Annotated in this window: 12 protein-coding genes; 3 read left to right on the top strand and 9 right to left on the bottom strand. The window is 56.1% G+C overall.

Going from position 1 to position 14,915, the window contains the following annotated elements; genetic code table 11:
* Window positions 1–109: 109 nt before the first annotated feature.
* The 8 genes from ACX3P5_RS20375 to arnB all read right to left on the bottom strand — a co-directional run bounded on the left by ACX3P5_RS20375 (window position 110) and on the right by arnB (window position 10,078).
* Window positions 110–2,035: a methyl-accepting chemotaxis protein gene (locus ACX3P5_RS20375; RefSeq protein WP_293001476.1), complete on the bottom strand. Its 1,926-nt coding sequence runs from the start codon at window positions 2,033–2,035 to the stop codon at window positions 110–112.
* Between the two features lie 677 nt (window positions 2,036–2,712).
* On the bottom strand, window positions 2,713–3,081 hold the full coding sequence (gene arnF / locus ACX3P5_RS20370; protein WP_458969210.1) for a 4-amino-4-deoxy-L-arabinose-phosphoundecaprenol flippase subunit ArnF: 369 nt from the start codon (window positions 3,079–3,081) through the stop codon (window positions 2,713–2,715).
* Window positions 3,078–3,401, bottom strand: a complete 324-nt coding sequence (arnE, locus tag ACX3P5_RS20365; RefSeq protein WP_233988917.1) for a 4-amino-4-deoxy-L-arabinose-phosphoundecaprenol flippase subunit ArnE — start codon at window positions 3,399–3,401, stop codon at window positions 3,078–3,080. Before arnE ends, arnF begins: the two co-directional genes overlap by 4 nt.
* A complete protein-coding gene (gene arnT / locus ACX3P5_RS20360) occupies window positions 3,401–5,062 on the bottom strand; it encodes a lipid IV(A) 4-amino-4-deoxy-L-arabinosyltransferase (RefSeq protein WP_458969209.1) in 1,662 nt (553 codons plus the stop codon). The genes arnE and arnT overlap by 1 nt, the downstream gene beginning before the upstream one ends.
* Before the next feature lie 4 nt (window positions 5,063–5,066).
* Window positions 5,067–5,969 (bottom strand): 4-deoxy-4-formamido-L-arabinose-phosphoundecaprenol deformylase, encoded by a 903-nt coding sequence (gene arnD / locus ACX3P5_RS20355; protein WP_458969208.1) that lies wholly within the window; start codon window positions 5,967–5,969, stop codon window positions 5,067–5,069.
* Window positions 5,966–7,948: a bifunctional UDP-4-amino-4-deoxy-L-arabinose formyltransferase/UDP-glucuronic acid oxidase ArnA gene (gene arnA / locus ACX3P5_RS20350; RefSeq protein WP_233988920.1), complete on the bottom strand. Its 1,983-nt coding sequence runs from the start codon at window positions 7,946–7,948 to the stop codon at window positions 5,966–5,968. Before arnA ends, arnD begins: the two co-directional genes overlap by 4 nt.
* Complete coding sequence (arnC, locus tag ACX3P5_RS20345) at window positions 7,945–8,940, bottom strand: undecaprenyl-phosphate 4-deoxy-4-formamido-L-arabinose transferase (protein ID WP_458969207.1); 996 nt, start codon at window positions 8,938–8,940, stop codon at window positions 7,945–7,947. Before arnC ends, arnA begins: the two co-directional genes overlap by 4 nt.
* Window position 8,941: 1 nt before the next feature.
* Entirely contained in the window at window positions 8,942–10,078 is a 1,137-nt protein-coding gene (gene arnB / locus ACX3P5_RS20340; RefSeq protein WP_458969206.1) for a UDP-4-amino-4-deoxy-L-arabinose aminotransferase, read from the bottom strand.
* A 777-nt stretch (window positions 10,079–10,855) separates the two neighbouring features.
* Between arnB and ACX3P5_RS20335 the strand changes: the two genes are divergently transcribed.
* The gene (locus ACX3P5_RS20335) at window positions 10,856–11,434 is read left to right on the top strand and encodes a YceI family protein (RefSeq protein ID WP_458969205.1); all 579 of its coding nucleotides are present in this window, start codon (window positions 10,856–10,858) and stop codon (window positions 11,432–11,434) included.
* A 212-nt stretch (window positions 11,435–11,646) separates the two neighbouring features.
* Here the strand turns inward: ACX3P5_RS20335 and ACX3P5_RS20330 are convergent, their stop codons facing one another.
* Entirely contained in the window at window positions 11,647–12,660 is a 1,014-nt protein-coding gene (locus ACX3P5_RS20330) for a Gfo/Idh/MocA family oxidoreductase (RefSeq protein WP_458969204.1), read from the bottom strand.
* 109 nt (window positions 12,661–12,769) lie between these two features.
* Here ACX3P5_RS20330 and ACX3P5_RS20325 point away from each other — a divergent pair, with 109 nt between their 5' ends.
* Together ACX3P5_RS20325 and ACX3P5_RS20320 are read left to right on the top strand one after the other, a co-directional pair.
* A complete protein-coding gene (locus ACX3P5_RS20325; RefSeq protein WP_233988807.1) occupies window positions 12,770–13,780 on the top strand; it encodes a LacI family DNA-binding transcriptional regulator in 1,011 nt (336 codons plus the stop codon).
* Between the two features lie 838 nt (window positions 13,781–14,618).
* Window positions 14,619–14,822: an Hha/YmoA family nucleoid-associated regulatory protein gene (locus ACX3P5_RS20320; RefSeq protein WP_233988808.1), complete on the top strand. Its 204-nt coding sequence runs from the start codon at window positions 14,619–14,621 to the stop codon at window positions 14,820–14,822.
* Window positions 14,823–14,915 lie beyond the last annotated feature (93 nt).

Below are 14,915 nucleotides of genomic sequence, written 5' to 3'. Positions count from 1 at the left end.
TCTGACTAAAAACGCTGCGGAAAAGTGGGAAGTATGAATAAAACATGATGACCAGGATGATGAAACCCTTCCCCGCAGATGACCTGCGGAAAAGGGCTGACTATTCAGCTTAAAACGTTTCCCAGCCCGCTTCACTGGCAGGCTGTAATCGGGCAGTGAAAGCCGGCGGACTGGCTTTCACCGGCTGTGGCCGTTCAGTAGCGTGCTGCCCATCCGCAGCGACGCGGAATACGGCCACGGTCTGCTCAAGCTGGATCGCCTGGTCTTCCAGCGAGCTGGCCGCTGCGGAGGACTCTTCAACCAGCGCGGCGTTCTGCTGAGTCGTGGTATCCATTTCAGACATCGCCTGGGAAATCTGGGAAATGCCCCGGTTCTGCTCATCGGAAGCGGCTGCTATTTCGCCCATGATCTCTTTTACCTGACTCACCGAACGTACGATTTCATCCATCGTGTTACCGGCACGGTTAACCAGCACGGAACCACTGGTCACGCGGTTCACAGAATCACCGATCAGCGTCTCAATCTCTTTGGCCGCCACCGCGCTGCGCTGAGCAAGATTACGCACTTCGCCAGCCACTACCGCGAAGCCACGTCCCTGTTCGCCTGCACGGGCGGCTTCCACCGCGGCGTTCAGCGCCAGGATATTGGTCTGAAACGAGATGCTGTTAATGACCGTAATAATCTCGCCTATTTTGCCTGAACTGCTGCTGATCCCATCCATCGTAGCGATAACATCACGAATAATCTCTCCTCCGCGGCCCGCATTCACCGAGGCTTCGGTGGCCAGCTGGCTGGCATGATGCGCGTTTTCAGCATTCTGTTTCACCGTGGAGGTCAGCTGTTCCATACTCGCCGCGGTTTCGACTACCGCCGCGGACTGCTGTTCGGTGCGTGAAGAGAGATCGGTATTGCCGGCCGAGATTTCCGAAGAGGCGCGGGCCACACTGCTGACGCCGCTTCTGACGCTGACAATGATGTTTTTCAGGCTCTGATTCATGCTATCTATGGCCTGCATCAGCTGCCCTATTTCATCACCCCGACGGGTCGCCAGCGAAACGGTCAGATCGCCCTGCGCAATGCGTAACGCAGCGGCCAGCATGGTTTTAAGAGGTTGAGTGATCGCGCGCGTGATCTTCCAGGCGATAAACAGGCTCAGAAGAACAGACAGCAGAGCCGCAAAGGCGATCCGCATCTCAGCAACTTTGATAAAACCGGCTGAGAGCAGAGACTGGTAGGCAAAAATATCCCCGACCGAAGCGTTCAGCTGTTCAGCCGCCTGGGTCAGGGCCAGCGACGCGGCTTGTTCTTTCTCAAAATCGGCAGCGTAAGCTGACAGCGCCTGAACGTAGTGCTGACTGTCGCTGATGACGGCGGCGATAGCGGTCTGTTGCTCAGTGCTTAAAATGGAGAGCAACTGCGCGGCCTGTTGATCAATGGCGCTGAACCGCGTGAGCAAATCCTGCTTTTGCGTTTCATCCGGCTGAGCAACAAAGCGATCAACATTAAAAGCCGCTTCTTTCACTGCGGACGCCAGCTGCAAAACGGGCAGTGCGGCTTCCGGCAGCGTGGCCAGAGGGCTCTGTTCCAGATTATGCGCCTGGGTAAACAGGTTAGCTGACAGCATCGCGTCACGGGCTTTTGCCCGCACACCGGAAACCTGAATAAAGGCCTGACGCGATGACTGATAATTATTTAATTTCTCGCCCATCGCGCTGATTTTCGCCTCACCGTCAGCATCCCATTTAAAAGCCGATAGCTTTTTGTAGTGAGCGAACAGTTCGTTAATCGCCTGGACATTCAGCTCTGCATATTTTTGTTCTTTGGTGTACTGATAGAGCGTGCGATTGAGTCGGGCATTACTCAGGGTATTCACCATCTCCACGGTGACAGAACGGCGCGCTGAGTTATCTTTGATGTTGTTAAAACAACCAAAGGCAAGCAGTGCAATCACCAGTGATGCGGCAATCACAACAGCAAAACCGGCCCCCAGCTTTTTGCCCATTTTTATATCAGAGATTTTATATGCGAGGCCCATAAGGTTTACCTTTCATAAGAGGATGTATTGAGAAAAAAGAAAAAAGGTGCAGCAATGGGTTAAAAGAAGCCCTGTTGCAGTTATCGGCCAGCGCGGCCTAACCTTTAAATTCATTTAACAGTAACGGCGCGGGCAAAAAGGAGGGAACGGTGCGGAACGGTTTCTGCTGCTGAACGGCACTGCCCCAAACGCAGGTCATAAAGGTGGATATTATCACCGGGGAAAAAGTCAGTCCTCTACCGAATGGTGGCGCGGCACGACATCGGACAGGGCGAGTCACCGGTTGATCTGATCAGCCAACCGCAACAAAAACGCGAGCGGAGTCGCAAAAGCACCGGTGCTGGACGCACAACAGATTGCGCATTTTTGATATTAATCATTAAGCACGCTAATTATTATGACTGATTCAGGCAGGATTTTCTGTCGGATACCCGTCCGGGCCTGCAGTGCGACACTGGCACACCGCTCATCGCCAGGCACTGACGTGGGACTGGCGAAGCGGACCGGAGCAGGCTGAACGGTAAACCGGCCATCTTCAGCAGGACGTTATTCTTCGATTACGGCAAGCGCCGCAGAACAAGGCTGGGCTGGAGACGCATTAATGACGTCACCGCCAGTTACAGGCAGACTGGGTATGAGGCTGATAGCTGCACGCCGCAACCGGACTGCTGGCGATGTCAGGGCTTACGTGCGATACAGAGCACCCCGATGATGATAACGGCTATGCCCGCCAGCCCGCGCCAGCTGAAAGACTCATGGAAAAAGGGCAGGCCAACGGCAGCCAGCCACACCAGTACATAACTCAGACTCAGCAGTGGATAAACCCGGTTAAGCGGAAAATGATGAAGCGCCTGAATCCAGCACAACATCGACAATCCGTAGGCGCCGAGTCCGGTCAGCAGCAGCAGCGCGGGAAGCAGAGCATAAGAGGACGCCACTTCGGCCAGCGCACTCAGCTCAGGTAGTTGCGACATCGCCCAGCGCATCATCAACTGTGCCATCGACACCAGTAACACGCTGCCCGCCACCCAGCCGTAGCCTTTCATCGCTGACTGCCCATCAGCATCACCCCAGCCACGACCAGCAGCGTGCCGCAGATCTGGCGCAGCGTTAAGCGCTCACGCCAGAGTATCCGCGCCGCCAGCGCCACAAAGATAAAATTGAGGCTCAGCATCGGATAGGCCTGGCTGACCGGCACCCGCTGCAGCACCACCAGCCAGAGCACCATCGCGATACCCAGCAACAGCACGCTGCCCGCGATCCAGCCAGAGGCCACCCGTCGGGAACCGCTTACGCGGGTTGCCTGTTTCTGGCACAGCTGGGCGCTGCAGCTGAGCAGGCTGACCAGCACGATCAGCACGATCATCACCGCGTCTGGCCATAATAGAGGCTGACCAGCCTGCCCTGGCGATAAACCGCGTCCGGCATCGGCACCTGCGCGCCGATATCGCTGTGTACCGAGTCGACCAGCAGCAACAGCGAGACGCTTCCCGTGCGGCGATGCGCCGCGAGCCAGCCACGGAATGCCGCCTGAGTGACGAAGCGGGATTGTGCGTCAGGATAGCTCAGGCCATATTCCAGCTCGCCTTTCTCATCATAAAATCCGATATCACTGCGGCGCAGGTGCCAGGCGACCGCCGAGGCGACGCCGGGATTATCCGCCAGAATATAGCGGCTGGTCGCCAGCCGATCGCTGATTGCTGCCACAAAATGCTGTGGCTGTTTGGCATCCCGTATCTTCTGCGGGATCACCTGCCCGACCACCAGCGCCACCATCAATGGACAGAGCGCTGCAGCCTGCCAGCGATGGCTGGCATAGCGGAGGCTGTAGAGGCCGATCAGCGACCAGCTGATGAACGCCAGCGCCGCCAGCGCCAGCTTGCTGTATTCACTGCGGGCAAACAGCGGATGGTGTGTCAGGCTCCACGGGGCCAGCACCAGCAGCAAAACAGCCAGCATCAGCGCGCCATACAGCACATTCAGCCAGCCATTGATTTTCAGCGCCCGTCCGGCCCGCTGCGCGGCGCTCAGACCGTAGTGCGCCATCAGCAGCGACAGCGGGACAAAACAGGGCAGGATGTAGGTCGGCAGCTTGCCTTTTGCCAGGCTAAAGAACAGCAGCGGCATCACCGTCCAGCTCAGCAGATAACGTGCGCCGGCCTGATGCTGACGTTCGCGCCAGCCCGTTATCAGCGCGCCCGGCAGCAGTCCCAGCCAGGGCAACGTCCCCAGCAGCAACACCGGCAGGTAATACCAGAACGGCGCTTTGTGTTGCGCATTGGGTTCGGCGAAACGCTGAATGTGCTCCACCCAGAAGAAGTAGTGCCAGAAATCGGGTGCCTGATGGGCAACGGCCAGCGCCCAGGGCGCGCTGATCGCCGCCGCTGCCAGCACCGCCAGCGGCCCATAAATCAGTAATTCTTTAAGTCGCTGGTGCCAGATCGCCCACGGCAGAATCGCCAGCACCGGTACCGCCAGCGCCAGAAACCCTTTGGTCATCAATCCCATGCCGCAGGCGAGGCCGAGCAGCAGATAACCGGCAAGGCGACCGGAGCGCGCAACAGATTGCGTTGCCAGCCAGTAGCTGCACATCGCTGCCGCCAGCCAGAGCATTAACATCGGATCGAGCACCGCATAAGTGCCGACACCGTAAACCAGCAGCGAACTGAGGAAGATGATCGCGCCCATTGCCGCCGTCCGCGCCGAGCAAAACAGCCGTTTACCCAGCCAGTAAATCAGCACCGCGGTCAGCGTAGTGGCGATCACCGAACCGGCCCGCACGCCAAAAAGAGTATGGCCAAACAGCCACTGGCACAGCGTGTTGATCCAGTAACCTGCCACCGGTTTTTCAAAATAGCGCAGGCCGAAAAAGTGCGGCACTACCCAGTTACCGCTTGCCAGCATCTCGCGGCTGATCTCGGCGTAGCGGGTCTCGTCCGGCTGCCAGAGATCGCGGAACATCGGCGGGATCAGGTAATAGAGAGCAAAAAGGCTGACAAAAATCAGCCATCGGGTGGTTATACGCATCGGGCTATTTCACCTCATCAATCCGTTTCTGACAGCCCAGCCACCCTTCCCGTCCGGCAATCTCGCCCCTGACCACTTTGCCTACCGGCAGGGTGGAGAGATCGGCGGGCAGCAGCGCGCTTAACGGACAAAATTCAATGCCGTTGCGCCGGGCACAGGTCAGCAGCGTGGCAAAGTCCTGATAGCCGACAATGCCTTCCACTTCGGCATGAATGGTGTAAACCGGCGTTCCGTCAGCGGCCAGCATCTGATCAAGGATATAGCCGTTGAACCCATTGGCGCTGACCTGCCGACCCACCACTTCATCCCAGGTCGGCAGCGTGACCGGTATCTGTACTGTGCCAGTCTGCCCGTCAGGCAGCAGCGGCAGGAAAGGTTCGCTGCCGCGGCAATCACTGTTGTAGTGAAAACCAAAGTTCTGCTTAGCGGCCATCACCCGGCCATCGGCACGCCAGCCTGCGACAGCCGAGCAGCTGATGGGATGACCGAGAATGTCGCTTAGCGTCTCGCTGCCGCGCGCAATCTGTTCGATCAGCTTCTCTTCCGGCCAGACGCCAGCCCAGGTTTGCCAGGCAAAATGGTCCCAGGCGTGCAGCCCCACCTCATGCTGGCGGGCGGTCTCCTGCATAATGCGACTCAGACCGCGACCAATCGGCTTCCCTGGCCAGGCGGTGCCGGCCAGCAGGATGTCCCAGCCGTAGAGCGAGGCGGCGCGCGAGCGCATCATCTTCCACAGAAAAGCCGGCTTGATCAGACGCCACAGATGGCGTCCCATGTTGTCTGGCCCGACGCTGAAGAAAAAACTGGCGCGTATGGCATGCTGCCTGAATAGCGTCAGCAGCGCAGGCACGCCCTGCTGCGTGCCGCGCCAGGTATCCACGTCAATCCGCAGCCCCACCTTTTTCATTGATGCTCAGCCTGCTGCTCAAGGGTACGCAGGAAGAAGTCGAGCGTATTATCGATGGTGGTATCCATGGTTACGGTCGGCGTCCAGCCCAGCAGCCGGCGCGCATTACGGATCGCCGGTTTGCGGTGTTCCACATCCTGATAGCCTTTGCCGTAATAGCTGCTGCTCTCCACCTCACGGAAACCGGCAAACGGTGGGAACTGATGACGCAATGGGTGACGTTCAAAGCTGGCCAGCAGCTGCTCTGCCAGCTCTTTGATACTGGCTTCGTTCTCCGGGTTGCCAATGTTGATGATCTGGCCGTCGCAGTTCTGCTGCTTGTTTTCAATAATCCGGAACAGCGCCTCTACCCCATCCTGAATGTCAGTAAAGCAGCGCTTCTGCCTGCCGCCATCAATCAGCTTGATTGGCGATCCCTCCACCAGATTAAGAATCAGCTGCGTGATGGCGCGCGAACTGCCGATGCGCGCCGCATTAAGGTTGTCCAGCCGCGGGCCCATCCAGTTGAATGGACGGAACAGGGTAAAACGCAGCCCCTCTTTTTCGCCATAGGCCCAGATCACCCGATCCAGCAGCTGTTTGGATACCGAATAGATCCAGCGCTGCTTATTGATCGGTCCGACCACCAGATTAGAACCGTCCTCATCGAAGCTGGCATCGGTACACATGCCGTACACTTCCGAGGTCGAAGGGAAAATGATGCGCTTCTGATACTTCACGCAGTCGCGAATGATTTTGAGGTTCTCCTCGAAATCGAGTTCAAATACCCGCAACGGATTACGGGTGTATTCGATCGGTGTCGCAATCGCCACCAGCGGCAGGATGACATCACATTTTTTAATGTGATACTCAATCCATTCGGAGTGGATAGCGATATCACCTTCAACGAAATGGAAGCGCGGCTGATCCAGAAAACGGCTGATGGCGTCGGAACTGATATCCAGACCATAAACCTCGAAATGGTCATCCTGTAACAGCCGCTCGGTGAGGTGGTTACCGATAAAGCCGTTTACGCCGAGGATCAGCACCCGGGTACGGCGCTGCAGGACGGACTGCGGTTGCGAGTAAAGCAGCGCGCCCGGCACCATGCCTAAACTCTGTGCCAGCTGGCTGCCGTTCATGTAAACACCGTGCTCAGACTGTCCGGTCTGAATCTCCAGCGCCCCGTCGCCACAGGCGATCAGGAAAGGCTGTTTCGACAGCACGGTACCGGGCTTCGCCGCGTGTTGCTGCGGATGAACCCGGCTCTTCCAGACGATAAATTTGACCGAGCCGGCAAAGGCAAAAGCACCCGGCCAGGGATCGGTGACCGCTCTGACCAGATTGTGAATCGCCTGCGCCGGCTGATGCCAGTCAATACGACCATCTTCAGCGGTGCGCCGCCCCACCCGGCTTGCCTGGCTTTCATCCTGCGGCCATTCGCTGATCTGACCGCGGCGCAGATTGGGCAGCAGATCGTTCAGCAGTTGCTCCGCCGCCGCCGACAGTTTGCGGTGCAGCGTCAGCGCCGTGTCCTGATCCTCAATCGCCACCCGCTGCTGCGCCAGGATATTGCCAGCATCGGCCCGTTTCACCATCCGGTGCAGCGTAACGCCGGTTTCGCGCTCACCATTAATTAACGCCCAGTTGAGCGGTGCCCGGCCACGGTATCGGGGCAGCAGCGATCCGTGCAGATTAAAGGCGCCATGCCGGGCGCACGCCAGGATCTCATCGCTCAGCAGATGCCGGTAGTAGAACGAAAAAATCATGTCGGGCGCCATGGTGCGGATCCGGTCGAGCCAGATCGGGTGATTCGCCTCGTCCGGGGCATAGACCGGGATACCATGCTCAGCCGCCAGCCGCGCCACCGAACCGAAAAAGTGATTTTCGGTCGCCTCATCGTTGTGGGTAAAAATGGCGGTGATTTCATAACCTGCGTTCAGCAACGCAGTGATGCCAACACAGCCCATGTCGTGATAGGCGAAAACGAGGGTCTTCATAATGAACTTTCCTGTACTGATGGCTGTACTGAAGGCTCTTCAGGAGCCTTAACAACGCGTTGAACGAAATAGCGCGGACGCGCACGAACATCGTTATAAATCCGCCCGATATACTCACCGAGCAGGCCCATACCCACGAACTGCGCACCGATAAACATGAACAGCACGGCGAATAACACGAACACGCCGTCACCTGCCCAGGCGGCACCGAAGAAGAGACGCAGCACGATTAACACCAGGGAGAAGCCGAAGCCGGTGAGCGCAATGACGCTACCGACGACGCTGAGCCAGCGCAGCGGTGTGGTGGTCAGGCAGGTCACCAGGTCATACATCAGGTTAATCAGCCGCATAAAGCTGTATTTCGAGTCACCGAAGGCCCGTTCGGCATGGATCACCGGCAGCTCGATGGTGTGGCGGGCAAAGGTATTCGCCAGAATGGGAATGAAGGTGCTGCGCTCGTGGCAGTTGAGCATCGCATCGACAATATGCCGACGGTAGGCGCGCAACATGCAGCCGTAATCGCCCATCGCTTTACCGGTGACCCGCTGAATCAGCCGGTTCAGCGTGCGGGACGCCTGACGACGGAACCAGCTATCCTGCCGCTGTTGCCGTACCGTGCCGACCACGTCATAGCCCTGACGCGCGGCCTCAACCAGTCGGGGGATCTCCTCCGGCGGGTTTTGCAGATCGGCATCGAGCGTCACAATTAAATCGCCACGAACGTGGCTGAAGCCGGCCATGATGGCGGAATGCTGACCATAGTTACGGTTAAGCAGCACTCCAATCACCGGGCTGCCCGCAACGGCGGCGGCCTGTTCGATTATCTCCGCTGAGCGATCGCTGCTGCCGTCATCGACTAACAGGAGTTCATACGCCACTCCCAGCGGATCACAGGCTGCACGGGTGCGGCGAATCAGTTCTGGCAGACTCTCCTGCTCGTTGTAGACCGGAATCACCACGGAGAGCAGTTTGATGGGTTTAACGTCGCGCATCTCAGGCCTCCGCAATCTCATGTAACGCCTGAATGACGCGATCCACATCCTGATCCGTCATCGACGGGAACAGCGGAATGGAACACATTTGCTGGCTGTTACGTTCGCTGGCGGGCAGTTGCAGCTGCGGGAAGCGCTCACGATAATATTTGTGGGTGTGAGCAGCGCGGAAATGCAGCCCGCTGCCAATCTCCCGCGCTTTCAGGGCCTGCATAAAGGCATCACGCGACAGACCGCAGCGCTGCTCATCAATGCGCAGAATAAACAGATGCCACGCGTGCTGATGGGGCCAGGCGGGCAGCGACAGCGGCGTGAACGGCAGTGACTGGAGCGCATCGAGATAACGCCGGGCTATCTCACTGCGTCGCGCAATAAAACCCGGCAGTTTTTTTAACTGCACCAGCGCAATCGCGGCGCTGATGTCAGGCAGGTTGTATTTAAAGCCCGGCATCATCACTTCAGCCTGTGGCTGGCGGCCGTGGGTCTGGCGATCAAAGGCATCCACCGCCAGCCCGTGAAACTTCAGGCTGCGAATGCGATCGGCCAGTGCCGCATCGTCCGTCACCACCAGTCCTCCTTCCGCACAGGTGATATTTTTGATGGCGTGGAAAGAAAAAATCGCGGTGCCTTCGCGCCCAACGTGCTGTCCCTGATAGGTTGTGCCGACCGCATGTGCCGCATCTTCAATCACCGCGATACCGTGCTGGCGAGCCAGCTGGTAAATCGGTGCCAGATCAACCGGTACACCGGCATAGTGCACCGGGATAATGGCGCGGGTACGTGGCGTGATGGCGCGGGCAATCTGCTCCGGCATCACCATCAGATGATCCGGGTCCACATCAATCATCACCGGGGTCGCGCCGAGCAGCGTGATCAAATTCAGGGTAGAAACCCAGGTCATGGAGGGCGTAATCACCTCGTCGCCGGGCTGGATGCCCAGCGCCATCAGCGTGACGTGCATTCCCGCCGTCGCCGAGCTGACTGCGATCGCCTGCTGATTGCCGGTCAGCTGGATAAATGCCTGCTCCAGTTCGGCGCATTTCGCGCCGGTGGTAATCCAGCCAGAGTCGAAAACCGCTTTTACGGCGGCCAGTTCCTCATCACCAAACGCCGGGCGGGAAAAAGGCAAAAAGGCCATAGTGAAACTCCTGCAGCTCTAAACAATAAACAGGCACACAAGGTTAATCGTGCGCAACCCCAGTAATCGCGAGGAAATAGCGAATCTCCCGCCGGCACCCTTTCCAAAGAGAGCGTATTGTTCTTCTTAAGAAATTTAAAACATCAGACGGGTGATACACGCTAACGCACAAAAGTTAACTGAACATTAAATGAAGCCGGTTAAATTAAATAAAATAAATAAAACTTCATTTAATCATTTTCAAAAAAGTTCACTTATTTAATATTAATAATCATGTCAATTACCACTCTCTTCACTTTATTGATAATACGTTTATAATCGATGAAGATCAGGAGGTTCTCATGGCTTTGTCATCAATCTGAAGCAATAGTCCAGGCTAAGATAAAAACATTATTTTTCATGATGATAAAAATAAATCAGGCTTGAGATCGGCATGGAATAGCTATGTGACGGGCACGAAATAATAATTTGAATATAAATATTATCAGCTTAAGGTTTTCTTAATATTAGTCAGGTCTGTTTATTCACGTCCTGACCGCGCATTGAGATCCCTTTTGTTGCTTTCAGGTCAGGACCCGGCAGGCCAGCAGTTTCAATTGGGAAGAAAATGCGGTTTTCGCTCAGGGACGGTTCCCGGCATCAAGGCTATTTTCACCGCCCCTGTTTACCGCGGATCGGGTTTATCCAGCGAAGAGTAAACCTGGTCAGGTTTTTAAATGAATAGATTCAGTCCGACAGACGTTAACACCTTATCTGCACGTAAAAGAGGGCCATCTGATGATCCGTACCGCCTGTCTGTTAAGCCTGAGCTGTTTCTTTAGCGCGTCGATTCATGCCGCGCCGATCACCTACGCCATCGCCACCGAAAAAACCGCCATCGGGCTCTCCTGGCGCGCCTTTGGCCACAGCTTTTCACAGGCGCATCTTGAGGGTGTAACCGGTACCGTGACGCTGAACCCCGATCAGGACAGGGATGATCATGTTGAGGTGAATATTCCCGTCAACACGCTGGTCGCCTCTAATGCGTTATTAACCTGGCAGCTAAAAAGTGACCAGTTTTTTGATGCGCAGCACTATCCCGGCATCCGCTTTGTCAGCAGCCGGGTTGCCACGCTGGGGGCGGGAGAATACCGCATCTTTGGCGTCCTGACGGTGAAAGATGTCAGCCGTCCGGTGGTGATGCTGGCGACACTGGAGGGAGGAGAGCCGCTCACGTCTTCATCGCAGTCGCTGACGCTGCATGCGACCACCGCCATATCCCGCACCGCCTTCCGGGTTGATCGGCTGGTCGGGATAGTCGATGACCGCGTTGCTATTGCCCTCACCATTACTGCTAAGACGAAACTCCCGCTGTAAGCGCCGTCCGGCCAGCTTCGGCTATTGTGGTCAGTTGCGCTGGCGGATTGCGACCGATCAGCACAAACTGATGTCCCTGATTTGGCGGCAGCGATTCAGGCGGGCGGCACGGGATATGCCAGAGAGTGAGCAGGTCTGTTCACGCGCGTGCGGCAGACGAAAAACGCACAGCGCGTGAGTGACCGGCAGGCTGAGCGTCCGGCCGGTCCGGATCATAGCGACACTTTTTCAACCGCACAGAAGCGGTGCTCTGCCAGCGAGATCACCGCCGCTTCCGCGATCGCCTGGGCTTTCAGACCATCTTCCAGTCCCGGCAGATCGCTAACCGTCTCACCGTTGAGTGAACGGACAAAGGCATCCAGCTGCGCGTAGTAGGTGGCCTGCACCCGGCTGAACCAGTCGGGCAACAGCCCGGGCTGCGCGATCTGCGCGTTCTGATAACAGGTCACGCCGCGCTGCTGCTGACTCTCAGACACCAGCATCCCGCCCGCGCCCATCACGCTGATGCGTTCATCATAGCCATAGCCGGTACGGCGAGCGTTATCCAGCTGCGCCAGGCCGCCGCGTTGCAGCCGCAGCAGCAGCGTGCTGGTGTCCACGTCGGCAAAATCGCGGATGGCGGGCAGTGCCAGCGCCGCACCCATAGCCGCCACTTCCGTCACCTCGTCATCGGTGAGCCAGCGTAGCAGGTCAAAAAAGTGGATTGCCTGATCGCGCATCTGTCCTCCTGAAGCCTGTAAATAGGCGAGCGGCGGCATCTCAGAAGAACGGCAGACCATCTGAATAAGCTCAGCTGCACCGATCCGGCCCTCCCGGAGCTGCTGCCTGAGCTGCTGATGGCTGACGTCAAAGCGGCGATTAAAGCCAACCGTCACCGGCACATTGAAGGGTAAAACCCGGTCCACCACCCGGCATGCGCGTTCCAGAGAGAGATCGATAGGTTTCTCACAGTAGATCGCTTTGCCGGCACGCGCCGCCGTCTCCAGCAGATCGGCGTGGGTAGGCGTGGCGCTGGCGATTAACACCATATCGATGCTGTCATCATTGAACAGCTGGCTGGCTGACGCGGCGCAGGCGGCAAAACGCGCAGCAAACGCGGCGGCGCGTGCGCTATCCGTATCAGCGACTGAGACCAGTTCTGTTGCAGGATGCGCCTGCAGAGTGGCGGCATGTACCTCACCGATAAAGCCACAGCCGATCAGAGCAACGCGTTGCTTTTTATTCATTTATTTGAACTCCATCATAATCCAGCGGAAAGCGGCCTTTGCAGGATAACCTTGCTGGTTACACTGACCCCATCGCGTTTTTGAGGTGTTTACCTCAGGGGAGAAAACCATGTCGCTGAAGGAGATCGCCCGGCGGGCGGGTGTCGGTCTGGCCACCGTGGATCGTGTGCTCAACGAGCGTGGCGGCGTGGCGCCAGCAACGGTACGTAGAGTCCTGCAGGCGGCGCGTGAAAGCGGCTTAAAACGCATTTTGCCGGAAGAGCACCGCCGGCCGTGGCAGATAGAAGTGTTAATGAGCTGCAATGATTCTTTTTTCTTCCGGCAGCTGGCGCAGGATTTTACTGAAGCCGCTATGCATCCAGGCTATCGGCGATTGACGCTGCATCGTACTTACGTGCCGGAAGCGCAGCACGAGCGCCTTGCAAAACGCATTCTGGCGGGCAGTGAAACGCGCGATGCTCTGATCGTATTTGCGCATTCACATCCGATAATTTACGACGCGCTGGCTCACTGTCAGGCACGCGGCGTACCGGTGATCACGCTGGTTACCGATCTTCCTGACGCCGCCCGGCTCTGCCATGTCGGTATCAATCAGAAAAAGGCCGGGCGAACTGCCGGTCAGCTGATGGGGAAGATGCTGCACCAGCCGGGCGAGGTGCTGATTGTCAGTGGTCGCCTGGATTACACGGCGCACCGGGAGCGAACCGAGGGGTTCAGGGAAATATTAACCGATCGTTTTCCTCACCTTCAGCTACGTGAAGTAGTGGCGGCGCAGGAAGACCGCGACCTTATCAGCAGGTTACTGGAGAAGCAGCTGACCCGGAGCGGAAATTTGCTGGGGATTTACAATACCGGTATGGGTAACACTGAAATTGGCCAGGCGCTGGCGCGTCATCGCCGACTCAATCAGTGCGTATGGATTGCCCATGAACTCTATTCCACTACGCGAACGCTGATGGCGCAGCAAAGTATCGCCCTGACGCTGGATCAAAATACCCGGCAACATGCCCAGCTGGCACTGCAGCTGTTGCTGAATTATCTGGAACAGGGAGAAAAACCGGAAACCTACGCGGCAGGTCAGGTTGAGTTCGTGATTTACACCTCAGAAAATAGTGCTTAGCTGCGAATTACGCTGCCGCATCATTGCCAGACGGCGTACGCGCAACAGGCACACCTCCCGCATGGATAAATGCTCAGGCGTATCAGCCTGAGCCATTCACTTATTCGCCTGCTCAGTTCAAAAATGTCGGCCAGCACAACCATCGCCTCTCTTTTAATATCAACCGTCCGTAAACTCCATTCCCTTTTACATGTTATTTCTGGACTAAGAGTTATCTTATTATTTATTAATTGTTGAGTTCAGGTGAATTAAAAATCGATTAAATTCCAGGCAGAGAGTAAATTATCTTTTAAAATACAGATAAATAGCGACGCAGATTGAAAGCCATATAAATATCAATGTTATTTGGCCCAAAAAAACCTGACCAATAAATAGTCAGCCAGCACGATTATAGCGATTTATATCAACTTTTTTATTACTTCAAATACCTGATAATGACGGCGCTGACAGCGTCGCTTTGTGCTTTTTGTCACGCCAGCACGCCCGAATCAGAGACAAAGGTACATTGACTCGTACAACCAGCACGGTGTGAACGGCATGATTTTAAATCATAAAACATTTCATGCGTTGCACATAAATTGCCATTTAACTTAACAAGGAGAAAAGCGATGTGAATCAGACTGGCGACCAGATGACGTCGATGGAAAAACAGGCAGAGTGGAATATCACGCCACCCGATGTTTCCGCTTCAGCTCTCGCTCTTCATGAGTGTGGATGAAACGTTGAGACCGGGCCCGCGCCTTGTTTTTCAAACGCCTGTAGCGGTCAGACGTCGTAATGACTGACGCCCCAATTGCAGTTGTTAGAAATATTTATGGCATTGATTTGACGAGGATATATGAACAAGATTGATTATTTAATGCAGCTTCGGAATTGTCCATGCAAGGACATTCTCGATATCGTGACCAGCTATATGCGTAACCGTGTTCCTCACGAAGATCTCTCTTCATTTGAAGGCGCTTATGATCACCGTAAAGCAGAACTGGTGATGAATGAAACTTATAGCGAAGTACCCAGTGAAGCATGGCGATATGTCAATTAACCCCGCCGCTTTCGCTCAGTTATCTATTACGGGTAACCTCCCGTGTTGTCTGAGTAGTGAATAAACAGGTGTCGGCCTGGGTAAAAAAACAGA

The organism is Pantoea sp. S-LA4 (genome assembly GCF_054482835.1).
The sequence above is the reverse complement of the archived record's forward strand: the minus strand, read 5'-3'. Positions and strand labels throughout refer to the sequence as shown.

Coding starts and splice junctions, on each gene's coding strand:
- ACX3P5_RS20375 (WP_293001476.1), bottom strand. CDS start 2,035: ATGGGCCTCGCATATAAAATCTCTGATATAAAAATGGGCAAAAAGCTG.
- arnF (WP_458969210.1), bottom strand. CDS start 3,081: ATGAAAGGCTACGGCTGGGTGGCGGGCAGCGTGTTACTGGTGTCGATG.
- arnE (WP_233988917.1), bottom strand. CDS start 3,401: ATGATCGTGCTGATCGTGCTGGTCAGCCTGCTCAGCTGCAGCGCCCAG.
- arnT (WP_458969209.1), bottom strand. CDS start 5,062: ATGCGTATAACCACCCGATGGCTGATTTTTGTCAGCCTTTTTGCTCTC.
- arnD (WP_458969208.1), bottom strand. CDS start 5,969: ATGAAAAAGGTGGGGCTGCGGATTGACGTGGATACCTGGCGCGGCACG.
- arnA (WP_233988920.1), bottom strand. CDS start 7,948: ATGAAGACCCTCGTTTTCGCCTATCACGACATGGGCTGTGTTGGCATC.
- arnC (WP_458969207.1), bottom strand. CDS start 8,940: ATGCGCGACGTTAAACCCATCAAACTGCTCTCCGTGGTGATTCCGGTC.
- arnB (WP_458969206.1), bottom strand. CDS start 10,078: ATGGCCTTTTTGCCTTTTTCCCGCCCGGCGTTTGGTGATGAGGAACTG.
- ACX3P5_RS20335 (WP_458969205.1), top strand. CDS start 10,856: ATGATCCGTACCGCCTGTCTGTTAAGCCTGAGCTGTTTCTTTAGCGCG.
- ACX3P5_RS20330 (WP_458969204.1), bottom strand. CDS start 12,660: ATGAATAAAAAGCAACGCGTTGCTCTGATCGGCTGTGGCTTTATCGGT.
- ACX3P5_RS20325 (WP_233988807.1), top strand. CDS start 12,770: ATGTCGCTGAAGGAGATCGCCCGGCGGGCGGGTGTCGGTCTGGCCACC.
- ACX3P5_RS20320 (WP_233988808.1), top strand. CDS start 14,619: ATGAACAAGATTGATTATTTAATGCAGCTTCGGAATTGTCCATGCAAG.